Raw genomic sequence first — 22,766 nt, forward strand, 5'->3', positions numbered from 1 at the left:
GTTCTCCTTTTGACGTGACATTTGACACACACGCCCACTATGACTCTTCATCCTCGGTCGAGTGCGGCGGAGCCGTGGGCAATCGCTCTGCACGCACTCTGGAAATTCTCTTCCCGACAACGTTCACTACTGTGAAAATGATGCCGGCACGCTCGACCTTGTCCCCGACACGCGGAAGGCGTCCGATTTCAGACAGCATGAGCCCCGCGACGGTATCGTAGTCTTCACCCGATAACTCCGACTGAAAGAGTTCCGAAGCTTTGTCGGTCGAGACGGAACCCTTGATGAGGAACGCATCCGCCCCCACGTTCTCGATTTCAGCGGCCTCCTTATCATACTCGTCCTGGATCTCGCCGAAAACCTCCTCCAGGATGTCCTCGACGGTGATGAGCCCTGAAACGGCACCGTACTCGTCGAAGAGAACAGCTATCTGGATGCGCTGCCGTTGCATCTCCTGGAGCAAGCTGCTGATCTTCTTGGTATCGGGAGCAAAGAACGGCTGCCGGAGGATGTCGCTTGCCTTGACATTGGGCCCGGCACCGCCTGCCATAGCTCTCAACGCATCCTTGGCATAAACGAGCCCCACCACGTTGTCGTCGTCCATGACCGGCAGACGCGAGTGACCGGTTTCGTCGATTGCCTTGATCACCTCACTGATCGGCGCATTCTTCTCAACTGTTGTCACGTCTACAAACGGCGTCATGATCTCATATGCCAGCGTGCTGGTGTAGTCGAAGATATTGTGGATGAGTCGCTCCTCCTCTTTGTCGATCACGCCGTCCTCCTGCCCCATCTTCAGCAGGTAACGGAAGTCCTCGGAATCGTTGAGGTGACCCGTGTGCTTGGCACGCCGCAGCAGTGGTCCCGTGAAGACCCCCGCGACTGCCGCAAGTGCACGTGCGCCTGGATAGAGCAGCAGGTAGAAGGGGTAAAGCGGAATAGCAGTGGCGCGCATGACCTGTTCAGGGAATGCCCTGCCGATCGATTTCGGGATAGTCTCGGCGAAGATGACGACAACGACTGTCAAGGCGAGTGTGGAGACCACCGCAAGCAGAGCTGGGTTCACACGCATGAACACAGTGAGTACGACCCGCGCGAAGATAAAGGATGCCCCAAGATTGGCCATGTTGTTGCCCAGGACCACCACCGCGATGAGCATCGAATGGCCAGCAGCCATTTTGGTGCTCAACCGATCAGCAAGAACAGAAGATTCAGCTGCCTTTTCCAAAGCCATCGGCGTCATGGTCACGTAGCCGTATTCCACCATGGAGAAGAGGAACGAGAGAGCCAGGAGGACCAGCAACCCGACGATCGGTCCAGTCATGCAGGCCTTCTCGCCACATCGGGGCAGTGCCCCTGCGCCAGCTTTGCAAAAACCTCTTCTTCGCGGTGCTCCATCAGAGTGCGGTCATGCTCCTCGATGTGGTCGAAGCCCACCAGGTGGAGCACAGAGTGAATGAGAGAGAACGCCAGCTGGTCTTCAAGGCTGTTCCCACTAGAGATAGCTTTGCTTTCCACCGCATCCATACAGATGACGATGTCCCCCAGTACCCAGCCCGTGCCGGGCGCGGCATAGCCCAGCGGAAACGACAGCATATCAGTGGTCGAGTCGCTGCCTCTGTGGTCACGGTTCAGCTCCCGCATGTGAGACACAGGGACAAAATAGCATGAGAGGGCGACAGCGCGTCGAACACCCGGAATAGCGGTAAGCTCCGGCTGTATCAGATGGACTATGTGGACGACGAGCGCTATGAGAGCCTTATTGTCCACCTGCCATCCGGGATCCGACAGTTCGGCACGACAGTGTACAGATAGGTCAGGTTCTTTCATTTGTCTCCTCGAGCGTCAGATAGGCATCGCGAACATGATAGAATGAGATGAGAGATGTGAGAAAGTAGTCCCTGACGGCGGCGATCTCACCCAGCGTTAGCTGTGACTCGGCGAGTTGACCGTCGGCAATGCGAGCGTTGACAACTGCATCAATGAGTCCTTCCAGAGCTGGTTTGTCCACCTTGGGAAGCGAACGCGCCGCGGCTTCAACGCCGTCGGCGAGGAAGACAAGGGAGGACTCCCTTGTGTGTGGCTTGGGCCCTTGGTACCGAAATGTGTCAGGCGAGAGGTTTGCCTGCTCGGCGGACGCCTTGTCGTAGAAGAACTGGACAACAGTCGTGCCATGGTGCTCGGCGATGATATCAACCACCTCGGGCGGCAGGTGATTGCTTCTTGCAATCGTAACACCAGCCTGGACATGCTCCAGGATCACCTTGGTACTCAATTCGGGTGAGATATCCTCGTGGATGTTCGGCAGTTCCCCACGGTTTTCGCCGAAAAACTGTGGATGCAGCAGTTTACCGATGTCATGGTAGTAACCCCCAACGCGAGCCATAAGCCAGTTTGCACCGATACGTTGAGCGGCGCCTGCCGCAAGATTGGCCACGTTGAGACTGTGATGGTAAGTCCCTGGAGCGCTTTCGAAGAGCTGCGCCAGGAGTTTGCTTCCCGTATCCAGAAGCTCGCGCAGCCTCACGACCGTAGCGACGTTGAACAGTCGCTCGAAAACCAGGGTCAGTCCCAGTGCAAACACAGCTGCAATGACCCCCCCTGCGATCAGATACCCGGCGTTGGCAACAATCACAGGTAGCCGCTGTTCGCTGAGTCCGGCAAGAGCGCTATAGACAAGCGCGGCTGATGCGCCGGCAATCGGTCCGGCGATGAGAAGGGCGCTCACTTTGTTCACCTTCCGTATGACGATGAATACGACAATGGCGCCCACAACGAGCCCCGAGAGCACTTCTGCGGGCATAGGAACCATGATCCACGTCAGGACCATCAGGGCAAAACCAAAGACCGTGGCAAGGGCGCCCTCAAAGAAGACAAACCCGAGCAACATGCAGAGGAAGAACGGGGTCATCGTTGCCGTCACGCCACCAGCGAGCCAGCCGATCACGATGCAGGAGCCACCTATGACAGCTGTCTCCATCAACAAATGCTCGGTCCGACCTTTCGCTGACCCAAGGAGCATGACTGCCAGTGCGATCGTTCCCCAGGCGAGCAACGCCACCAGCATCTGAGACACGACATTTTGGAGCGCGCGAGGTCCCCAGACCAGACCAGTACTCAAGAGCAGATCTGCGGTACTCTGGTCCAAGGCACTCCCCTTCTTCACGACGGCGGTTCCGGCGAGGATGGTTGAGACGACCGGTGATACCGACGACGCAGCCTTGTCACGGGCAAGCTGAGTGGCCTCTTGATCGTATATGAGGTTCGAAGACACGAAACGGGCTGCCAGGAGGTATGCAGAGCGTACTTGGTTGTCGGAAATACCATAGCTCTTGAGTTCCGTATTGATGCTTTCGCGAGCGGCAGAGAGGCTTCCCTCGAGTACGCCGCGACCCATGACTATCGTCAGTGCCTCACGCGCCGCCGTCTTCGACGATTGAAGCTCCGACTCGGAGCACGTCGCAAGGTACTTCGTCGTTGCACCTGCCGCTGTCATAAGCAATGCCGCGATCCGCTGAGACTCCTGGTCCACGGTGGTGTCCTGCGCGCGTATGCCGATGACCTTTGTCATGGCGCTTTCGAGGACAGTTATTGCCGCCGGCAGTCGTGAGCTGTCGAACTTGTAGATTGGAGCGACTTCGTCGCTTGCACGTTTGCGAAGATCCGCAGTTCGGGCATTATCGAGATAGACGATATCTCGCCTGGAGACCATGTCCGCGCTGACAACTGTACCTTCTGACACTCTTCTGCGCACGGGGATGAAGGGAAGGGCGCACAATATGGCGGACAGAAGCGCTACCAGTATGAACACCAGCGTCCCGGTCCGTCTGAACCGCGTGACCCGGAGGACAAGGCTATGACGAGCACTTCGCAGGAAGTGAACTATTCTATTTTGTCTGGTCATGGGTGCTGCTGTCCACCTCGTTTCTGTGCTTTGTTGCACGGAAAAATGTCATGCTCACATCTCCATAGCGCCTTTCCTTGTAGCTCTCCAAGTCTACCTCTGGGCCATCATACCGTTCATGCACAGGTCGCCTGGATGGATGCTCCATGATTATGATACAGCCGTCTGCTGCGTCGCGCAAATGCTCGGACAGGGTAACCAGGAGTCCTTCCTGCAATGCAGAGTCAAAGGGCGGGTCTGCAAAAAGGACATCGAACTCAGCTCCCTGCAATCCGCTCACGTATCCATCGGCGTCGCCCTTGACGACAGAAGCCTGCTCCTGAAGCGCAAGCATTCGCAGGTTGTCAATGATGAGACGCACTGAGCGATTGTCGACATCGACAAAGGTTGTATGTGTCGCTCCGTTGCTGAGCGCTTCTATGCCGACCGCACCAGTGCCGCTGCAGACGTCGATGAACCGCGCTCCCGCAAGAATCGGTCGCATCATATCCATGACAGCTTCTCGCGCCTTGTCGGACGTAGGGCGTAGCCATGGTTCCTTGCCGAGTGTCTTCAGCGAACGGCCCTTCAGTGAGCCTGACCCAATGATCATATCAGTTGTCCTCCATGCCTGGCTTTGAAGCAGGGTACCGGAGAGACAGCATACAGGCCAGATCTGCATGTTCCGGAGCACCAAGTGACGGGTCGTGTTCCAGGAGCTCCGAGGCAGCCTTTCGGATGTCCGGAAGAGCGGAAAGGTCGCGGTAACTCAGCAGTGCCGTAGATCCGAACAGTGGAACGTCATAACCATGCTGGACCGTCCCAAGGATGTCACCGGGCCCCCGCAGTTTCAGGTCTTCCTCTGCGATCTGGAACCCGTCGTCAGAGTGGACCAGGACCTGCAGGCGTTCGGTACCCTCGGCGGTCACATTGCCCTGGATCAGGATGCAATGGGAGACGGAGGACCCTCGGCCGACTCTTCCACGAAGCTGATGGAGCGTAGCAAGCCCAAACCTCTCCGCATCCTCGATGACCATGACACTTGCATTCGGCACATCGACACCAACCTCCACGACAGTCGTCGCAACCAGTGCGTCCAGATTCCCCAATCGGAAGGCATCCATGGTCGACTGCTTGTCACTACTCTTCATGCGCCCGTGCAACGACGCAACACGCAGGCCTTTCAGACTGCCTTCGGTCAGGTCCCGCATGGTCTCCTCGACTGACGCGGTGCCATCACCCTCGTCCGAAGCCGGATCGATGGCGGGGACCACGATAAACGCTTGCCTGCCCTGAGCTACCTGCTCACGCACCATGGCATAGGCGCTGTCGCGTGTGGCGACCGTCAGGAGATGCGTCTGGATCGGGAACCGCCCTGCAGGCTTCTCCACCAGTTCGGAGATGTCGAGATCACCGTATATGGTCAGAGCCAGTGTTCTCGGAATCGGGGTCGCGCTCATGACAAGTGAGTGTGGCACGTTGCCCTTCGTTCCCAGAGCCACGCGCTGAGCAACTCCAAAACGATGCTGCTCGTCGACCACGCTCAGGCCGAGACGCTCGAATGCTACGCCCTCCTCGAGGATGGCATGCGTGCCTACGAGACAGTCGACTTCCCCGGTCGCAACTGCGCCCAGGATGCTCCTGCGCTGAGATTTGGTCATCCCTCCGGTCAGCGTAGCGACTCGCACCCCGAGAGGAGCAAGCAGCTCCTGAAGGACACGTCCCGTTTGCTCCGCGAGAATCTCAGTGGGACTAAGGACGGCACTCTGGTATCCGGCCACCTTGGCCGCGTACGCCGCGTACCCGGCCACTGCCGTCTTTCCTGAACCAACGTCGCCGTGGAGCAGCCGGTGCATCTGCCTCGGTCTGCGCACGTCTCCCTCGATGTCTCGCATGGCTGCTGCCTGAGAACCAGTGGGAACGAACGGCAGCACCCCGACATACCGCTCGACCGTTCCTGTGGGCAGGTCGAATGGGTTTCCCGGGACATCTTGCTCAGCATGCCTGCGCATCAGGACTCTCAGTTCAAAGAGAAACAGGCTATCGAACGCAAACCGGCTCCGCGCCTTTTCTGCCTCATGTTCATCGGTCGGAAAGTGCAGAGAGCGGTAGCTCCATGCCAAGTCGGGCAGTTTGAAGTGCGACGCAACGTCCCGTGGCAGATACTCAGCCGCCGCTGAAGGTATCCGGCCTACGGCACGCCACACATGAGCCCGCAGTCCCTTCTGAGTAATGCCCGAAGTGAGGTGATAGAGCGGCACGATCCGGTTCATATGTAGTTGAGCAGCCGGCGTTCCAGACTCTTCGAAAGCCGGCTGCATCAGTTGAGCCCCTTCGAACGAGTTCTCCAGTCTCCCGTAGAAATCGTAGTCATGTCCAGCCTGAAGTCTGCTTTTCACGAACTTGTTGTTGAACCAGACGAGATGAAACACACGCCCGCCCGGATCCCGGACTGACGCCTTGACCAACAGTACTTTTCGTCGGATCTCAGTAACCGTCAGCAGACGTCCTTTGATGAGGACCATCTGCCCAAGCGACTCCCGCGACAGCTCAGCGGGATAGCGCAGGTCGAGGTAGCCTTTGGGCGCGTGCTGGAGAAGGTCGGCAATGCTGTGGACACCGAGTTTCCCCATGATCTCCTGAACACGGGGCCCGACTCCCCATAACTTGGACACCGGTTCCTCGAGTATCTCCAGCAAGGCGTTCATGCTATCGGCAGGAGGCTTCGACATCGACGTTGCACGTGCCGGAGGCACGCCTGCAGGCAATGGCGACCCAGCAAGCGGAGACTTCGAGTCATCCAGAAGAGCAAGAAGCGCCGAACATCTGTCTGCCCGCGTATGATTCGGCAGGAACTGATAGTCGACCAGCAAGGACCTCAGCTCGTTCGATACGCCATGCTCCGCTGCAGGCTGTGTTCGTGTGCAAGAACCTTCCACAGTCACCAGGGCGAGCCGCGCAAACCCACCTACGGCGGCGTCATCCTGACAGCCGCGCTTGAGTTCCAGACGCACCAGGCCCCGCAGAAGCTCTTTCCACGTATCTGATTCGGCTGGACTGCCTCCGCTGCTCACTGGGTCACTGATTCCTCGGATCCGTGCACAGGCCTAGGAGATGTCCGCAAGGAAGCTCGAACCCGCCACAGGCGCTACTCCGAGGTACTCCGACACTGTGGCTCCAAGATCCGCAAATGTTTCGCGGACTCCCAGGTATGTTCCGCCACGGCGCGAAGGCGAATATGCGAGAACGGGCACGTACTCGCGCGTATGGTCCGTATCCACAGTGAATGTCGGATCGCAGCCATGATCGGCAGAGATGAACAGGATATCATCATGCTTCATTGACCTCAGCAACTCGGGAACCGCCTCATCGAAGCGCTCCAGCGCGACGGCATAGCCGGCCACGTTGCGCCGGTGACCGAAGAGCATGTCAAAGTCGACCAGGTTGGTGAACAGCAACCCTTCCCAGTTGCTGGTCTTGATCAGCTCGATCGTTTTCTGGATGCCTTCCTCATTGTTGTGGGTGTGGAAATGTTGCGTAAACCCCTCACCAGCAAACAGATCGTAGGTCTTGCCGACGCCGATGACATCCATATCGGCCTTGCTCACCTGGGTGAGGGTGGTAGGGCCCAGCGGATGAGCGGCATAGTCCTGGCGGTCGGATGTTCGCACGAAATTCCCGGGCGTCCCGGTGAACGGACGCGCAATGACGCGCCCCACCAGGTTCTCACCCTGCAGGATCTCGCGCCGGCTGATCTCGCACATCTCATACAACTTGTCGAGAGGGATGATGTCGTTGTGCGCAGCGATCTGGAACACCGAGTCAGCCGACGTGTAGACAATCGGATAGCCGGTACGCATATGTTCTTCGCCCAGTTCTGCAATGATTGTAGTCCCAGACTCAGGTCGGTTGCCCAGAGCCTTGGTGTCGAAGCGCTTTTCGAAGGCGTCGATGACCTCAGGGGGGAATCCGTTCGGGTACGTGGGGAACGGCTTTGTCAACGTCAGTCCCATCATCTCCCAGTGACCGCTTATAGAATCCTTCCCCTTGGCTTTCTCCTCCATGATCCCAAACGAACCTATGGGACTGTTGAAGTGCAGGTCGAGCAGATACTTCAGGCCAAGTTCCTCGAGATGAGGAAGGCGAAAACCCGGCACACTCTTATAGATGTGGCGAAGCGTGTCCGAACCGCCATCCCCGTACATAAATGCATCCTTGGCTGCCCCGATGCCGACGCTGTCCAGAACAATAACGATGGCTCTCTTCTTCATGGTTTATCCGTCCCTTCCTTTGCGCTCGTGTCCTTGTCCGCCCGTCGACGCTGTCTGCGATGACGAGCCGGGCCCAATATGAATTCGCCGAGGGCCGTAATGCCGCCGGCGCCCATCTTGACATAGTGATCGAAAAAACGCCAGATAAGGATGAAAGCCCCCAGGATACCATTCGGAACAAACGCCGCAAACAGGGCCACCGCCCCGAGCTCAGCTCCGACAGAGGCGCCGGGGGTGGGGAAATAGGATACGGCGATGTAGTAGATGAGGGTTGCCACAACAATCTGGGTGATCGACGATGTAATGCCAAGACCGTACAGCAGGATGATCGGCGTCAGCACGAGGAGACCCCAAGAGACAAAACTGTAGGCCAGGCCTGCGACGAGCATTGGTCGGTTGGCCTTGATGGCTGTCTCTCGTGCGCGCAGCGTATCATTTGTGAATTTCTGTATACGACGCGCAATTCGCTGCCAGAACCTTCCTCGCACCGTGAGGGTCTGCGCCCCACGCAGGACCAGCCTGTTGATGTAATCGTTGATCCACTGCAAGCGAGTGAGACAGAACACGAGGAAACCGAAGTTAGCTACGTAGGCTGCTATGCCGATATAGAGAATGAGACGGAACCGGTTGTCGACCCCCAGGCTCCGGCCAGAGAAGATCAGCCAGACCGGCACAAAAACGAGGACGACCATCTGGGAAGCACCCGACAGGATCGCCTTGATGGCAAACACCATCGTCGAATCTGCCACGTTGATCGAGTCGTCCTTGAACAGCATGTAGATCTGCGCCGGCTCACCCCCGCCCGCCTCGAACGGTGTCACCCTGGCAAAGAACTCACCCACGAGGATGTTACGCATGGCGGTGCGAAACGGGATCCGCAGACCGACCGAGCGAAGGATCGCCTGCAGCCGCAGCGCCTGAAAGACGATTTCAAGGAAGATGAGAGCGATCGCGGCCAGGATATATCCGGGATTGAGGGACCTCACCACTGTCACGACGTTCATCTGGTGCGAAATGAGTGAGAGAGCAAAAATACCGAGCGCTCCAAATCCCAATGCTGCGAGAAGCTTCCAGACTATACTCCAGACGTTGGTGATCTCCGGGCGATCGGGCGCCGGCGGTAGAGGTTGAGACTGCCTGGTAACGACCTCGGGCTGGCTGACGACGTGATCCTCTCGGCCAGACATGATGGGCTCGGTGTGGTCGCACTGTTTGTCCATCGTTGGGAGGTTGTCGTCTATGTGTTTTTCGCCAATTGCCATAACCGCTCCAGTTCCTCGGGAGGTGCTGTCGAAATGTCGACTTGCTGTTGCTTTGCATAGTCACGGACACGACCATATCGGTCGCGAAACTTGTCGAATGAGTGTTGCAGGGCCTTCACAGGGTTGACACCTGAGAGCCGCGCGACGTTGAGGGCAGAAAAGAGGACGTCGCCCAGCTCCATGGCCAGCGCATCTTCGTCCCTGGATGGAGCGTTCAGTTCCTCTCCCAACTCGCTGGTCTCCTCAAGCAGCTTGCCATAAGCCTGATCCGCCGATTCGAAATCGAACCCGTCGGAACGGGCAGTCTCCTGCGAAAGCAAGGCGTTCTCGATGGACGATAGCAGTTTCGCACTGTCGACAAAGTGCTTCTTCCGGCCCTCAAGGATCTTAAGCTTTTGCCAGTTCTCCAGCACTTGGTCGCTCGACGTCACAGACATGCTGCCGAACACATGCGGATGTCTGAATGTCAGCTTGTCGTCAGCGGTCCGGACCACGTCACAGATGTCGAATCCGTCTTCCTCACGGGCGACTTCCGACTGGATGAACACCTGCAGCAACAGGTCCCCCAGCTCCTCTTCGAGGTTGTTGGCACTGTCTCTCTGTATGGCGAGAGCTACCTCATAGGATTCTTCCAGAAGCGAGTCCAGAAGCGATACATGCGTCTGCTGGCGGTCCCAGGGACACTTTTGGCGCAACTCGGCGATGAGCAGCCTGAACTCCTCAAGAGTTGTATATTGGGTGCCAACAAGAGGCCAGAGAACGTCGGCCAGCCGTATCGCCTCCCGAGCCAGGTCGTCGGGCTCGATTGTCGGAGCACGAGACAGCCCAGGTAACCGGCCAAGAAGCCCTGTAACAACAGACACCATGTCGACGGGGCACAAGCAGATGATTATGCCATAGTGCCGACCGGCAAAACGCATCCATGTCAGGAAACCGATAGCCTCTACCGGATCCAGCAGGGTCCGGGCCGAGGCTGGCAGCAACCGGAGACTGGAGGCCGACGCATAGACCAGAGCATCCGTTCCAGCCGGCACCGCCAGGGCAAAGCGTCGTCCAGTGTCGATCAGGGACTGCAGGTGAAGGTCTTGCTCCGTAATGACGCGTATTTCGTATTCTTCCATCCTTTTAGTGTACCGTTTCCGACCCCGAAAGCAAGGATGAAAGCAGAGTGAGCGGTTTCTGGTCCGCCTTCATGGGAAGGACCACCGAGTCCCGCACGGTTCGGGCGTGCGCGACCTGATCGACATGGGTGCGAAGGAACCGTGTGGCTGCTTCCTCAGCGCCGAATTCAAGAACAAGCACGTGGCCCGATTCTTTGACGGACGACACGCCGAGCGGAATCAGCGACAGTTCGAGGCGTTTCAGCGCAAAGATCCCCTCTACCTCAGAAGGGAGAGTTCCATAGCGGTCGATGGTCCGCTCTTCGAGTGCTGTCAGATCCTGCCCGCCAGCCCGTTCAACAGCGTTGTAGAGCGCCAGCCGTTCACCCGAGTCGGCCACATAGGTCTCGGGGATGAACGCGGACACGCCAAGAATGATCACAGGCTTCGCCACAGGCTCCGAGTACTGGCCACGTACCCTCATGATCTCCTCCTCAACCATTGAGAGGAACATGTGGTACCCCACGTCGGAGAAGCGGCCGCTCTGCTTTACGCCAAGGACGTCACCGGCGCCACGCAGCTCCAAGTCCTTGAGAGCGATCTGCAGGCCGGCTCCGAAGTCCACGGCCGAGGCAATGGCTTCCAGACGCTTGAAAGCAACTGATTCACGCATGATGCCATGGGAATAGAAAATATAAGCATAGGCATGACGTTGAGCACGACCTACCCTGCCACGAAGCTGATAGAGCTGAGCAAGTCCCAAACGCTCTCCCTCGTCAACGATGATCGTGTTGACGTTGGGGAAATCGAGTCCTGCTTCGATGATGGTGGTCGACACGAGGATATCGTACTTGCCTTCGTAGAAGTCCAGCATGATCTGTTCCAGAACTTCACTCCTCAACTGCCCATGTGCTACCGCGATGCGGGCCTCGGGAAACAGTCGACTGAGCAGTGCAAACCGGGCCTCGATGTCATTGATGCGATTGTGGACAAAGTATACTTGTCCATGACGCTGCAGCTCGGCACGAATAGCCCGCGTCAACTGCTCCTCGTCGAAGGGCATCAGGAACGTCCTGATGGGATACCGGCCGACCGGGGGCGTGTTGATGAGGGAGATGTCCCGGATACCTACGATAGACGATTCCAATGTGCGCGGGATGGGCGTGGCACTGAGAGTCAGCACATCGACCTCAGCTTTCATCTTCTTGATCTTCTCCTTGTCCAGAACACCAAAAAGTTGTTCCTCGTCGACAATCATCAAACCAATGTCCTTGAAGTCGCCTGCCATATTCAGGACCTTGTGGGTACCGACCGCGATGTCGACACCACCCTCGTGCAAAAGCTTGCGGTCGGCCGCGAGTTCCCTGGAGCCTACCATCCTTGAGAATAGTGCGACCTTGTAGCCAATCGGGTCGAAGCGGGCCTCCAGGTTGCGAAAGTGCTGCATCGCCAGGATGGTCGTCGGAGCGACGATGGCGACCTGTTTGCCGTTTGCGACCGCGCGCGCCGCCGCCCGTATGGCCACCTCGGTCTTCCCGAAGCCGACATCTCCACACACCAGGCGATCCATCGGCTTTCCCGCCTCCATGTCGCTGAGGACGTCGGCGATAGCCTTGGACTGATCGGGGGTCAACTCGTAGGCGAAAGCGTCGACGACCGGTACCTCCAACTCTGGATTCGGCTTGAACATATAGCCCTCGCGCGCATGGCGCTTGGCTGCCGTCTCGAGCAGTTCATGGGCGATACGCCGGGCATCTTCTGCAGCCTCCTTGCGTGCCCGTTTCCACTTCCGCGATCCTGGTTCGTCCAAGGTTATCTCCGTGCGATCGCCAACATATTTCTCGAGATATCCCAGGCGTTCGACAGGCACATGGAGCAATGAGTGATCCTTGTATTCCAGAGAGATATAGTCCCGGGTGACACCATCGACCGTCATGGCATTTATGCCCCTGAACACGCCGATGCCGTAGTCCCGATGGACGACGTAGTCGCCTTCGTGCAAGTCCTCGAGACGAGAGATGGCCTGGGAAAAGCGGGTCGTCTTCTTGGGGCTCATCGTGGCCTTCGGGAACAGTTCCTTGTCCGTCAGAACCATGAATCCCTCTGCGGCAAACCCCACCGACAGGGAGCCCTTGATAATAGCAAGTCTTGCCATGACACGCGGATCCTCGATCGTATCCATCACCAGATGCTGGGCCTTCTCAGGATTCCACGACACAACGTCGATAGCGGTCTCTCCGGGGGCGTGGAGGCCGAGGTACTCGCTCAGGGAACCCGACAGCGTCAGTGGAGGCAACTCGCGGGAAGCCGGAGTCATGGCGCCCAGGGCTGAGGTAGCGGTGAGCGAAATCGACCGGGCAAAATTGCCCAGAGCCAGTCTGGCAGTGTGCTCCACCTGATCGAGCGCGCTGGAGGATGGTACGAGGCCAGCTTGAATGCTTCGGTCATAGAGTTCCCGCGCAGAGTCGAAGATCTGCGTCAGTTCGGCTTCAGGGTCGACGTCGGCAAACACTGCTATGGCGCGGGGTCCAAGCAAGCCGGCAAGACCTCCACACATGCGCTCCGAATTCATATATTGATACAGAAAGTAGTTGACCCCTTTGCTGTTCGTCGTCGAAATGAAGGACTCCAGATCTTCGAGAAGCTCGGCATCCTGATCCTCACTTCCTTCAGCCGTCTTGCGCTCCTTCTTCCATCGCTCCGCAGCCATAGCGGCAAAACTCCGGCGGGCCTCCTGGTCCAGCACGACGGGATACGGTGGCAGGATCCCGACTGACGACACGGGCTCCACTGACTGCTGCGTTACGGGGTCGAACAGCTTGATACGGCTTATGATATTACCTTCAAGCACAATGCGCGCTGGATACTCTCCCACTTGCGAGTACAGATCGAATACGTTGCCACGCATACTGAACTGACTCATCTCGGTGACCGATGAAACCGGTTCGTACCCCATCTCCAAAAGCCGGCGTCCCAGGGAATGTGGGATGATGCGATCCCCGACAGTCAGCGTAGAAACAAGCTCCGTAAAATCGCAAGCGGGGATGGAGGGGTCGATGAGCCCCTGGGCCGTCGTGAAAACGACGGTCTCTGCATGCGCATAGATTTGATCAAGGGCTCGGGCTCGGGCGAACGACAGTGGACGCGAGTACTGGGTGTACTCCATGATCTCGACGCCTAACTCGGGCAGGATCACGAAGGGGCGCGTGCCCGTGATCGCCGGGGACATGCCGCGAACCATCGAAGACAGTTCCTCCGCACGGTCGACGCTCGGACAAACGACGACGATGGGTCGAGGGCAGACAGCGACCAGTGCCGCCAGCAACAGCTGCCGATAGCCGCTGGATGGACTGGAAACCGTAATGGAGTCCGGTCGTTCAAGCAGCTGCGCGAATCGGACGAACAGTTCGGGAGAACTGGCCTGCGCCTGCTGCAGCAGCAGGTCGAACGAGCCGGACTGCATCAGTCCTTTGCCACCTTGCGGTTGAACATTTCCTGCGCAGCCATCAGCCCATCACAGACGATGGTTCGGACGACAGTCGGCGACTTTGCAATAACATCGATGATGGTTGGCCACTCGGACCTGGAGAATCTTGACAGCACGAAATCGATGACGCCGTCCTTGCTGCGTGGCTTTTCGATACCGATACGAACCCGCACGAATCCCTTTCCACCACAGTTGTCGGCAATCGATCGGACCCCATTGTGACCTGCGGCTGTGGCGTTGAAGCTCACTCTGACAGCGCCGACCGGCAAGTCCATCTCGTCATGGATCACGATAAGATTTTCGAGAAGAATGTTGCGTTCCTTCATCATTGGAGCGATAGCGACGCCGGAACTGTTCATGAACGTCTGAGGCTTCACCAGGACTATCCTGACGGGTTCCGGCTCGTCACAGAGAGCCAGGTCGACGGCTGCCCAGTGCGCAAGTCGATTGTGGTTGAACTTGTGAACCTTGAACGAATGTGCGATAGCGTCGAGGGCCATGAAGCCCACGTTATGTCGTGTCTCATCGTATTCGGCACCCGGGTTTCCCAGTCCTGCGATCATAATCGTTTTCACAGATGGTATACTACTCGGGAGGGGCCCGATTTCAAGCTGTGAACGGTTGACAGGGGCCTCGAACACCGTATACTTTCTTCGCATTGGTCGGGTTCCCTAAGTGCCGCAAGGCCGCCTCGACCGAGCAATTCTTCGTGGAGGTAGTCTATGTACGCTGTAATTGAAGCAGCAGGAAGGCAGTATCGGGTCGAGCTTGGCGAGACCGTCAAGATGGAAAAAATCGCCAGCGAACCCGGCACGCCGATCGTGTTTGACAAAGTCCTCGTCGTCACCACTGACGCCGGCACTCAAATTGGCAAGCCCTACGTTCTGGACGCGAAGGTGAGCGGTACGATCCTTCGTACCACGCGTGACCGTAAGATCCGTGTCTTCACCTACAAGAACAAGACGACGCACAAGAAGCTCATAGGGCACAGACAGACATCGACCTACGTGAAGATCACGGAGATCGGGTAAGAGGGGCGGTGAACAATGGCACATAAGAAAGCAGGCGGTAAGTCACGTAACGGGCGGGACAGCAACCCGCAATATCTCGGCGTCAAGCTGTATGATGGCCAAGTTGTTCGGTCAGGTAACATCATCGTACGTCAGCGTGGCGAGCATTTCAAAGCCGGCAAGGGCGTCATGATGGGCCGAGACTATACCCTGTTCGCCGTCGTCGACGGAACAGTAAAGTTCGAGTCGCTCAAGACCGTGAAGCGCGTTCATGTGCTTCCTGTCCCCGAGCTCCCTGTTTCGGAAGTCACTGTTCCTGAACAGGCGAACTAGCACACATAAGGAGCATTTCCATTAGAGACTCAGCTGACCGCATTCTCGACGAGGTCATAGTTCGAGTCACCTCGGGACACGGCGGAAACGGAGCAATGAGCTTCCGCCGTGAGAAGTATGTAGAGAAAGGCGGGCCGGATGGCGGTGAGGGTGGCAGAGGTGGCGACGTCATCTTTGTTTCTACCGGCCGATACTCGAGTCTTCAGTTCTTCGCAAAGAAGCGGACGTTCAGGGCCCAGGCTGGAGAGCCAGGCGCTGGACGCAACAAGCATGGGAGCGATGGACTGGACATTACCATCCTCGTCCCGCTGGGCACCGTCCTGACGGATATTGTCTCGGAGGAAGTCCTGGCGGATCTGGTCGACGAGGGCGAGACTGTCACGGTAGCCCATGGCGGAAGCGGTGGCCGAGGTAATGCATCTTTTGCCACATCCGTCGACCGTGCCCCGAGGTACTGCGAACAGGGTATCCCTGCGGAGGAACGTCGCATCAGGCTGCGCCTGAAGGTCCTTGGCGACGTCGGCATTGTCGGCTTTCCGAACGCAGGCAAGAGCACACTGTTGAGCAAGCTTTCTGCGGCACACCCGAAGATTGCCGACTATCCCTTCACGACGTTGTCCCCCAACCTGGGCGTAGCATTCTCGCCAAACAGTGAGCGCATCACATTTGCGGATATCCCAGGGCTTGTGGAAGGAGCCGCGGAAGGTCGCGGACTTGGCAACAAGTTTCTCGCCCACATCGAACGCAGCCGGGTTCTGCTGTTTCTGGTTGACGGTAGTTCGTCCGACCCCGACCCGGTTCAGGCGTATCACCTGCTCTGCCGTGAACTGGAACAATACAGTGAACAGCTCGCAGGCAAGCCCCGATTGATTGTCGTCAACAAGATCGACCTGATTTCCGCGCAGAAGCGCACAGGGATTCGTACCCGCTTTGTCCATCAAGGTATCGAGCCTTTGATGATTTCCGCACTGGAAAATCGTGGCATTGATGCCGTCATCGAACGTGGATTGGCTCTCGTGCAGTCTGCGCCTGTGCCTCCCCGTGAACAGGTGACGAGGATCTACAAGCTGAAATTGTCCGATGAGACATTCGAAATCTCCCGGCTTCCCGACGGCATGCTCAGTGCATCAGGACGCTATCTCGACCGGATTATCCACACGACCGACTTCGAGAAGCCGTTCCAGGTCACATTGCTGGACCAGAGGATGCGTAAGATCGGCGTCGAAAAGGCTCTCCGCAAGAAGGGAGCCCGTGACGGACAGAGCGTCATGATCGGCGGCCACGTATTCACTCTGGGGGAAGAGACAACCACCAAGCGATGAAGACCGTGCTGTATGGGGGAGCGTTCGACCCTGTCCACGCCGGCCACGTTTTTGTCGGCCATGAGGCTCTTCGTCTCATGGCCTCTTCTACGCTCATTCTCATCCCCACTGGTCTTCCCAACCCGGACTTTGACAAGTGCCTCTCCGCATCCGATGCTGATCGTGTGGCAATGCTGCAGCTTGCCTTCGCAGGGGTGCCCGATGTGGAAATCTCTGACGTCGAATTACGCCGTGAGCCACGACCATCCTATTTCGTGGACACGCTGGAAGGTCTCCGTCCGGGGCTGGGTACGGGCAAGCCAGTGCTGCTTCTCGGTGAGGACCAGCTCTTGTCGTTCCCGCAGTGGCACAGATACCAGGATATCCTCGATCAAGTTGAACTATGGTTCGTCCCGCGCGCCGGTCGGCATCGTTCAGGCAACCTGGAGATCCCTGCGAGGGCTCTGTTCGATATCAACCCCTTCGACAGCTTGTCGTCGACCCTGATTCGCAACAGGCTGCAGCAGGGTTTGTCTGTCGATGGCCTGGTGCCTGCGTCTGTTGCTGCGTATATTGCAGAGCACGGATTGTACAGAGGTCAGTGATACCAGAGGAGAGAGCCCGCTTGGTCGACCTCGTTGCCGGGCGTGTTCCGAAGAAACGTCTGAAGCACATGCTCCGCGTGGAGACGCTGGCAGTGAGACTTGCCCGTTTCTGGGGAGTATCCGAGGAGAAGGCCAGCGTCGCTTCTCTGCTGCACGACATCGCGAGGGATGAGCCCGAATCGTTCCTGCTCGAGCTGGTCAAGGACACGGATGACCCTCTGGTTCGTGAGATGGCTGAGACGTTCGCCCCGGTAGTCCTCCATGCCCCAGTTGGGGCGCTGATCGCCCGACGCGACTTTGGTGTGGATGATCCTGAGATTCTTCGGGCAATTGCTCTGCATACGACCGGTGCCCCTCACATGGACCGACTGGCGATGATCGTCTTCCTTGCCGACTACTGTGAGTCGGGCCGCCACTTTGCCGGCGTCGAGGAAGTCCGCTCTGTACTGTTCAGCAGTCTCGAAACCGCAATGCTGCGCGCGCTTGAGCAGACGCTGCTCTATCTGCGCCAGAATTCCCGTCCGATCGACAGACATACACTCGACGCAATGGCTGCTTTCGCACGTCTGGCTGCAGAAGACTCGCAGCGCCTTCACCAGGGTTGACAGAAGCCCCCGCGCCGTGTAGAATACAGGTGTACATGATTGTGCGGGAGTAGCTCAGGGGTAGAGCATCGGCTTCCCAAGCCGAGTGTCGCGGGTTCAAATCCCGTCTTCCGCTCCAGAGGCGGCATAGCCAAGTGGTAAGGCAAGGGTCTGCAAAACCCTCATACCCCGGTCCGAATCCGGGTGCTGCCTCCATTTTTATATCCAGGCATCCCTGCCGGGATGGCGGAACTGGCAGACGCACGGGACTTAAAATCCCGCGGTGGCAACACTGTGTGGGTTCAATTCCCACTCCCGGCACCACGGTAGTCTCCGTGATGACACAACGTTTCAGTATCTGACATGAGATCGCTGAACCTACGCATGACGGTAGACCCTCCATGTGATGTCGGCTTTGCCCATATGCGATAGAGGGATGTATATATCGGGATTGGTGTCGGCAATCTGCGACCCTGACGCGAGTTGAACCCCCATCTTGATGGTCGCAAGATACGTCTTCTCATACAACATGGCATCGATACCATTCTTCTTGCGTGTTGTCCCCAGTACAAAGACGCGGCATTGCCTGAATTGCCGGTGTTTGACACGATTCTTGAGCAACCTGAAAATTCCCAGGTCACGCCGGATGTCCGACAACCCATAGATGTGAGTGCTGGGGACGTACGCCGCGTGAAGCCGATCGTATTCTTCGATCACCTCGTTGAGGTCGGGCAGCGTTACGGCCATGCCGATGACAGGATGATCCGGTTTCGTTATATCTTCGACCACAAAGACCAGGTCCTCGATGGCAATCATCTTCAATCCGCTCGCGAGATAGTCGAATTCCTCTTCGGAGAAAAGTTCAAACTGTGGGTGGACGCTGGTGTCCCACGCGGTGTTATAGATGGTCTTCACTCGAGCGATCTCATTTGTCCAATCGCTGATCTTGACGGATCTGACAGCAACCCCCTGGCGTGCCAGCCGTTGCTCGAGGTCCTGCCCGCGCTGTCGCATGTCAGCCAGGCGCTCCATGTACAGAGAAGCACTCTCATGCGTCATCCGAAAAGCATACCAGTCGTTTTCCTTGACTCCCCACTGTTCCAGAAAGTGCGTGTAGTATGGAGGTTGATAGGGCTCCATGACCATGGGGTGCTCGTCAAACCCATCAACAAGAAGACCAGCCTCACCGTTGGCATTGAACCGTGCCGGGCCGATGATCTTGACGGTGCCGGCCTGCTGCAGATCCTGAGTGGCCGCGTCAAGCAGTGCAGCCGCAACCTCGTCATTGTCGAACGACTCGAACAATCCAATCCACCCAATCTCGCCCTGAACTGTGCGTTCGCTATAGGAACGGTCGATGAAGGCTGCGATACGTCCGACGGGCTTACCATTCTTATGGGCCACGTAGTACTGTAGGAATGAACAATGATGGAAAAAGGGGTTGGCGCCGGGGAACTTCTTCTTCCACCAGTTGCGGTCGGGGTTCAGGTCGTTCATCTCCGCAGCCAGAATAGGCATGACCTTGTGCGACTCGGCAGCACTGTAGAAGGGGATGCTCCAGGCCACGTTGACGAATTTCTTGAGCTTGGCGACTGGCAGGGGAAAGGATCCCTCCATTGAGGCCGGCCGGGAGATCAGTCGCTCGATTGTCACTGTCGTTTTCATGGTTCCTCCGGGGCGCTGATCGTGATAGAAGCGTTGGTGCTCCTGTACATACCTGCAGTTTCACTGCTATAATGAGTTTCGAGACTCGTTCCGTACCGCAAATTATGATACGCGAAACGGGCAATCTGTAAATTGATAGGATGTCCCCGACAACATGCCGCTCATACTGGAAAACCTTGAAAAGATGTACGGCGACCGCCTCCTGTTTCGGTGTCAGCACTGTGCCATTGGTTCCGGAGACAAGGTCGGTATCGTTGGTCCCAACGGAAGCGGCAAGACAACACTCCTCCGCATCCTTACCGGAGATGATGATGAATACGGCGGAACGGTTCAGATCACCGGTGGGGACAGTTCCTGCTTCATCGATGCTGTTCCCGTGGACCCCGAGCGTACTGCCCGGCAGATTGTCGCTGAGCCTTTCGAGCATCTCCGCGCTCAAGATGCGCGGATTCGCGAGCTGGAACGCCTTCTGTCTACTGCTGCTGAGACCGATGACTACCTCGCCGAGCTCGCCCGGCAGACCGAGCAGTTCGAGGCACAGGGCGGCTACGACTACATTGTCAACATGAACAAGGCGCTCTCCAGCCTCGGGTTCGCCACAGGGGATCTTGACCGCCTTGCAGGGACCATGAGCGCTGGAGAGATCTCTCGACTGCGCCTGTCGCGGCTGGTCAGCGATACCAAAAACATCTGGCTGCTGGATGAGCCCACCAACTACCTGGATATTCCCGGCGTGCAGTGGCTCGAACGCCAGCTCAAGGGGCTCCAGGCCACGGTTCTCGTGGCATCGCACGATGTCTGGTTTCTGGACCAGGTGTGCAACAAACTTCTTGTTATTGAAAATGGGACGCTGCGCCTCTTCAGCGGAGGGTATACCGACTATGTCCGCGTCAGGGACGCCGAAGCAGCCGATCGCGCCCAGCACGATGCTGAGCTCAAGCGGGAGATCGAACGTATGCGGCAGTACGTCGAAAAGTACCGCTATGGCACGCGCGCAAGCCAGGCTGCCTCACGCGAGAAAGCCATGGAGCGTCTCAAGTTGAAGGTTCAGACTGAACCCACCTCGACGCGCAAACGCGTTCACGTGCGGCTGCGCAACACAGGAGAGAGTGGAGAGATCGCGCTTCGCCTCGAGCACGTCAGCAAGTCGTACGGCGACCGTGCGATTCTCAGCAAGGCAAATGTCACGATCCTCTCTCGTCAACATGTGGCCATCCTTGGCCGCAACGGGGCGGGGAAGTCGACACTACTGGGCATAGCGATGGGACAGATCGTCCCCGACGACGGCGACATCTACTGGGGACCAAGTGTACGGTACTCCTTCTTCCCTCAGAACTACACGCTCTTCGAGAAAGAGACTGCCATGGAGTGGATCATGACGCGCCGCCCGCAGATGATCATCTCGGAGGTCAAGGCCCTGTTGGGCGCTTTTGGTTTCTCCGCCGACCAGATGGACCAGCAGACCGGGGCAATGAGCAGTGGAGAGAAGCAGCGTCTACTGCTGGCACTGCTCTCCAAGGAAACAGCCAACATGATCATCCTTGACGAGCCGACGAACTTCCTGGACATCCAGACACGAGAATCTCTCGCTTCGACGCTCCGGGCGTTCGAGGGTACAGTCGTGTTCGTATCGCACGACCGGACATTCATCGATGCTGTTGCCGACCGTGTCGTCCTCATCGAGCGCAGCAACGTGTCGGTGCTGGAGGGAAACTACTCGGCAAACCGACAGGAGCTCTTCAACGAGCGCGCCAGCCGCACCCCGCCGCCTGGTCGTACGAATGTCCAGGACAATACCAGGTCCACGCGGACGTCACACAACAGGCTCGTGGCCCTCGAAGCCCATGTACGGCTTCTTGAGCGCCAGATTGGCGAGATCGAACAGGAACAAGCTGATCTCACCCGGAGACTGCAGGAAGAAGGGCCTGCCATGCAGGGAACGGATATCGCGTCACTGTCGGTACATATCCACGAGCTGCAGGTACGACGGGAGGAGTTGTTCGAGGATCTGGCAGTGGCAGAAGAGCAGTTCTTACAGGCCTCGGCGTCGTGATTCGATTTCCTGGAGCAGCTCCTCGCGGGATGTAAATCCCCACCGCTCCAGCAGTTCCTCCGAGAGGTCATACACAAGAACCTTCTTCAGATAGTCCCGTTTCGTCGTCAGGAGCTTGCGTTCGAGGAGCGACACCAGAGCTTTGTCGCTCGTGACCCCGCGAAGCTGCAGAATCTCCTTGCGTGCCAGCGCCCCCTTGGTAATGATGAGAGCGAGGACCTCCATGGCCTGTCTGGAGAGGCCGACCTTGGGTCTGGGTTGAGCCGGCTCAGGCGTGAGCTTGTCTGGAACAGAAAAGCAGTACTTCTGGCCGTCCTGAACGAGACGGACGCCACGATTGGCGTAGTCAGCCTGAAGACTCTCCAGGAGACGCCGGGTCGCCTGGCAGCTCTGTCCCGCTCGGCGCGCCAGATAGCGGACACCCACGGGGCCCTCAGCCGCAAACAGGATAGCCTCGAGTCGCTGCTTCGCAGCCTGAAGCTCCAGCCCCGTAATGAATTCCTGACTTTCTGTGCGCTCAGTCATTCGGTTTTTCCACGTATTCGACGGCAATACCCTCGAACCGGCTCTGCTGAGCGATGTGCAGCACTCCCATCTTAGTCAGGATGAGGACCGCAAGAAAGCTCAATACTACACGCTCTCGGGAATCAGATGAGTCGAAGATATCCTCAAACAGCATAGTTCCCCTCTCCTGCAGCAGCTCGCGAAGCTCCCGCATGACCTGTTGAAGGCTCAGATAGACCGGTCGCTGGTCCTCGCTCTTGACGGGCTTGCGCGCTGCGATGCGTTCAACAATGCGAGCAAGTGCCTCGAGAAGAGCGTCCGACACCTCGTCACCCGTTTGCTCCTCCGCCGGAGGCAGCGTCGTCCGGACATTCGGCCTCTTGTATGGCGCTCTGCCGGCATTGACCTCCTGGAGGACCTCGATGATAGGCCTGGCGTACAACCCTGCCTCGTCCAGCGCTCTGATGCCTTCCTGCAACGATTTCTCCTGCGCAGCCGCGTGTCCGAACAGGATGAATTCGCTCTTCAGCTTGAGAAGATCAGCCAGCATGTAGACGAGCTCGGCATGCTCCTCAACCCCGGCGTCGCGCCGAATGGTCATGCTACAGAAGTCTACCAGGCGCTCGACGACGACGTCGGCGACGTCGGCCCGCCCGGCCCGCCCAAGAAGTCTCAGGTTGTTCACAGAATCCGTCAGGCCCGGCACGA

Annotated in this window: 19 protein-coding genes and 3 tRNA genes; 9 read left to right on the plus strand and 13 right to left on the minus strand. The window is 57.8% G+C overall.

The features are described from left to right. Positions 1-37: 37 nt before the first annotated feature. The 10 genes from SMC3_RS04315 to pth are packed head-to-tail and all read right to left on the minus strand — an operon-like array spanning position 38 to position 14,578. The gene (locus SMC3_RS04315) at positions 38-1,324 is read right to left on the minus strand and encodes a hemolysin family protein (RefSeq protein WP_119087303.1); all 1,287 of its coding nucleotides are present in this window, start codon (positions 1,322-1,324) and stop codon (positions 38-40) included. Further along, complete coding sequence (gene ybeY, locus SMC3_RS04320; RefSeq protein ID WP_119087302.1) at positions 1,321-1,830, minus strand: rRNA maturation RNase YbeY; 510 nt, start codon at positions 1,828-1,830, stop codon at positions 1,321-1,323. The genes SMC3_RS04315 and ybeY overlap by 4 nt, the downstream gene beginning before the upstream one ends. After that, the gene (locus SMC3_RS04325; RefSeq protein ID WP_119087301.1) at positions 1,817-3,904 is read right to left on the minus strand and encodes an HD family phosphohydrolase; all 2,088 of its coding nucleotides are present in this window, start codon (positions 3,902-3,904) and stop codon (positions 1,817-1,819) included. Before SMC3_RS04325 ends, ybeY begins: the two co-directional genes overlap by 14 nt. Continuing rightward, complete coding sequence (gene rsmD / locus SMC3_RS04330; protein ID WP_165846567.1) at positions 3,888-4,496, minus strand: 16S rRNA (guanine(966)-N(2))-methyltransferase RsmD; 609 nt, start codon at positions 4,494-4,496, stop codon at positions 3,888-3,890. The genes SMC3_RS04325 and rsmD overlap by 17 nt, the downstream gene beginning before the upstream one ends. A gap of 1 nt (position 4,497) precedes the next feature. Further along, positions 4,498-6,957 carry an ATP-dependent DNA helicase RecG gene (gene recG, locus SMC3_RS04335; RefSeq protein ID WP_165846568.1) on the minus strand — a complete coding sequence of 820 codons (2,460 nt, stop codon included), beginning with the start codon at positions 6,955-6,957 and terminating at the stop codon, positions 4,498-4,500. Between the two features lie 33 nt (positions 6,958-6,990). After that, entirely contained in the window at positions 6,991-8,154 is a 1,164-nt protein-coding gene (locus tag SMC3_RS04340) for a phosphopentomutase (RefSeq protein ID WP_119087298.1), read from the minus strand. Next, positions 8,151-9,416: a lysylphosphatidylglycerol synthase transmembrane domain-containing protein gene (locus tag SMC3_RS04345; protein ID WP_119087297.1), complete on the minus strand. Its 1,266-nt coding sequence runs from the start codon at positions 9,414-9,416 to the stop codon at positions 8,151-8,153. The genes SMC3_RS04340 and SMC3_RS04345 overlap by 4 nt, the downstream gene beginning before the upstream one ends. Continuing rightward, complete coding sequence (mazG, locus tag SMC3_RS04350; protein ID WP_119087296.1) at positions 9,392-10,537, minus strand: nucleoside triphosphate pyrophosphohydrolase; 1,146 nt, start codon at positions 10,535-10,537, stop codon at positions 9,392-9,394. Before mazG ends, SMC3_RS04345 begins: the two co-directional genes overlap by 25 nt. A 4-nt stretch (positions 10,538-10,541) precedes the next feature. Next, positions 10,542-13,979, minus strand: coding sequence for a transcription-repair coupling factor (mfd, locus tag SMC3_RS04355; RefSeq protein ID WP_119089868.1), 3,438 nt, complete (start codon positions 13,977-13,979; stop codon positions 10,542-10,544). Further along, entirely contained in the window at positions 13,979-14,578 is a 600-nt protein-coding gene (pth, locus tag SMC3_RS04360; RefSeq protein ID WP_165846569.1) for an aminoacyl-tRNA hydrolase, read from the minus strand. Before pth ends, mfd begins: the two co-directional genes overlap by 1 nt. 147 nt (positions 14,579-14,725) lie before the next feature. Here pth and rplU point away from each other — a divergent pair, with 147 nt between their 5' ends. The 8 genes from rplU (at position 14,726) to SMC3_RS04400 (ending at position 18,160) form a co-directional block, all read left to right on the plus strand. Further along, the gene (rplU, locus tag SMC3_RS04365) at positions 14,726-15,034 is read left to right on the plus strand and encodes a 50S ribosomal protein L21 (RefSeq protein WP_119087292.1); all 309 of its coding nucleotides are present in this window, start codon (positions 14,726-14,728) and stop codon (positions 15,032-15,034) included. A 15-nt stretch (positions 15,035-15,049) separates the two neighbouring features. Further along, positions 15,050-15,346, plus strand: a complete 297-nt coding sequence (gene rpmA / locus SMC3_RS04370; protein WP_119087291.1) for a 50S ribosomal protein L27 — start codon at positions 15,050-15,052, stop codon at positions 15,344-15,346. Positions 15,347-15,387: 41 nt separating this feature from the next. Next, positions 15,388-16,668 carry a GTPase ObgE gene (gene obgE, locus SMC3_RS04375; RefSeq protein ID WP_279386329.1) on the plus strand — a complete coding sequence of 427 codons (1,281 nt, stop codon included), beginning with the start codon at positions 15,388-15,390 and terminating at the stop codon, positions 16,666-16,668. Continuing rightward, positions 16,665-17,252, plus strand: a complete 588-nt coding sequence (gene nadD, locus SMC3_RS04380) for a nicotinate (nicotinamide) nucleotide adenylyltransferase (protein ID WP_119087288.1) — start codon at positions 16,665-16,667, stop codon at positions 17,250-17,252. The genes obgE and nadD overlap by 4 nt, the downstream gene beginning before the upstream one ends. 20 nt (positions 17,253-17,272) lie before the next feature. Continuing rightward, positions 17,273-17,857, plus strand: coding sequence for a bis(5'-nucleosyl)-tetraphosphatase (symmetrical) YqeK (gene yqeK, locus SMC3_RS04385; protein ID WP_119087287.1), 585 nt, complete (start codon positions 17,273-17,275; stop codon positions 17,855-17,857). Positions 17,858-17,900: 43 nt separating this feature from the next. After that, positions 17,901-17,975, plus strand: a tRNA-Gly gene (locus tag SMC3_RS04390). A gap of 2 nt (positions 17,976-17,977) precedes the next feature. After that, positions 17,978-18,052 (plus strand) — tRNA-Cys (locus SMC3_RS04395). A 21-nt stretch (positions 18,053-18,073) separates the two neighbouring features. Continuing rightward, a tRNA-Leu gene (locus SMC3_RS04400) sits at positions 18,074-18,160 on the plus strand. A gap of 54 nt (positions 18,161-18,214) precedes the next feature. Here the strand turns inward: SMC3_RS04400 and SMC3_RS04405 are convergent. After that, positions 18,215-19,501 carry a hypothetical protein gene (locus SMC3_RS04405; protein ID WP_119087286.1) on the minus strand — a complete coding sequence of 429 codons (1,287 nt, stop codon included), beginning with the start codon at positions 19,499-19,501 and terminating at the stop codon, positions 18,215-18,217. Between the two features lie 154 nt (positions 19,502-19,655). Between SMC3_RS04405 and SMC3_RS04410 the strand changes: the two genes are divergently transcribed. Then, a complete protein-coding gene (locus SMC3_RS04410; RefSeq protein ID WP_119089870.1) occupies positions 19,656-21,554 on the plus strand; it encodes an ABC-F family ATP-binding cassette domain-containing protein in 1,899 nt (632 codons plus the stop codon). Here SMC3_RS04410 and scpB read toward each other — a convergent pair. Together scpB and SMC3_RS04420 are read right to left on the minus strand one after the other, a co-directional pair. Then, positions 21,534-22,079, minus strand: coding sequence for an SMC-Scp complex subunit ScpB (gene scpB / locus SMC3_RS04415; RefSeq protein ID WP_119087283.1), 546 nt, complete (start codon positions 22,077-22,079; stop codon positions 21,534-21,536). The two genes, SMC3_RS04410 and scpB, sit on opposite strands and share 21 nt — an antisense overlap. Next, a complete protein-coding gene (locus SMC3_RS04420; RefSeq protein WP_119087282.1) occupies positions 22,072-22,764 on the minus strand; it encodes a segregation/condensation protein A in 693 nt (230 codons plus the stop codon). The genes scpB and SMC3_RS04420 overlap by 8 nt, the downstream gene beginning before the upstream one ends. Positions 22,765-22,766 lie beyond the last annotated feature (2 nt).

It is taken from the genome of Candidatus Cryosericum hinesii (assembly GCF_003570985.1).
Classification (GTDB): Bacteria; Caldisericota; Caldisericia; order Cryosericales; family Cryosericaceae; genus Cryosericum; species Cryosericum hinesii.

Bases quoted from the DNA above. Each gene is read 5' to 3' on its own strand.
- SMC3_RS04315 (WP_119087303.1), bottom strand. From the start codon at position 1,324: ATGACTGGACCGATCGTCGGGTTGCTGGTCCTCCTGGCTCTCTCGTTC.
- ybeY (WP_119087302.1), bottom strand. From the start codon at position 1,830: ATGAAAGAACCTGACCTATCTGTACACTGTCGTGCCGAACTGTCGGAT.
- SMC3_RS04325 (WP_119087301.1), bottom strand. From the start codon at position 3,904: ATGACCAGACAAAATAGAATAGTTCACTTCCTGCGAAGTGCTCGTCAT.
- rsmD (WP_165846567.1), bottom strand. From the start codon at position 4,496: ATGATCATTGGGTCAGGCTCACTGAAGGGCCGTTCGCTGAAGACACTC.
- SMC3_RS04340 (WP_119087298.1), bottom strand. From the start codon at position 8,154: ATGAAGAAGAGAGCCATCGTTATTGTTCTGGACAGCGTCGGCATCGGG.
- SMC3_RS04345 (WP_119087297.1), bottom strand. From the start codon at position 9,416: ATGGCAATTGGCGAAAAACACATAGACGACAACCTCCCAACGATGGAC.
- mazG (WP_119087296.1), bottom strand. From the start codon at position 10,537: ATGGAAGAATACGAAATACGCGTCATTACGGAGCAAGACCTTCACCTG.
- mfd (WP_119089868.1), bottom strand. From the start codon at position 13,979: ATGCAGTCCGGCTCGTTCGACCTGCTGCTGCAGCAGGCGCAGGCCAGT.
- rplU (WP_119087292.1), top strand. From the start codon at position 14,726: ATGTACGCTGTAATTGAAGCAGCAGGAAGGCAGTATCGGGTCGAGCTT.
- rpmA (WP_119087291.1), top strand. From the start codon at position 15,050: ATGGCACATAAGAAAGCAGGCGGTAAGTCACGTAACGGGCGGGACAGC.
- nadD (WP_119087288.1), top strand. From the start codon at position 16,665: ATGAAGACCGTGCTGTATGGGGGAGCGTTCGACCCTGTCCACGCCGGC.
- SMC3_RS04405 (WP_119087286.1), bottom strand. From the start codon at position 19,501: ATGAAAACGACAGTGACAATCGAGCGACTGATCTCCCGGCCGGCCTCA.
- SMC3_RS04410 (WP_119089870.1), top strand. From the start codon at position 19,656: ATGCCGCTCATACTGGAAAACCTTGAAAAGATGTACGGCGACCGCCTC.
- scpB (WP_119087283.1), bottom strand. From the start codon at position 22,079: ATGACTGAGCGCACAGAAAGTCAGGAATTCATTACGGGGCTGGAGCTT.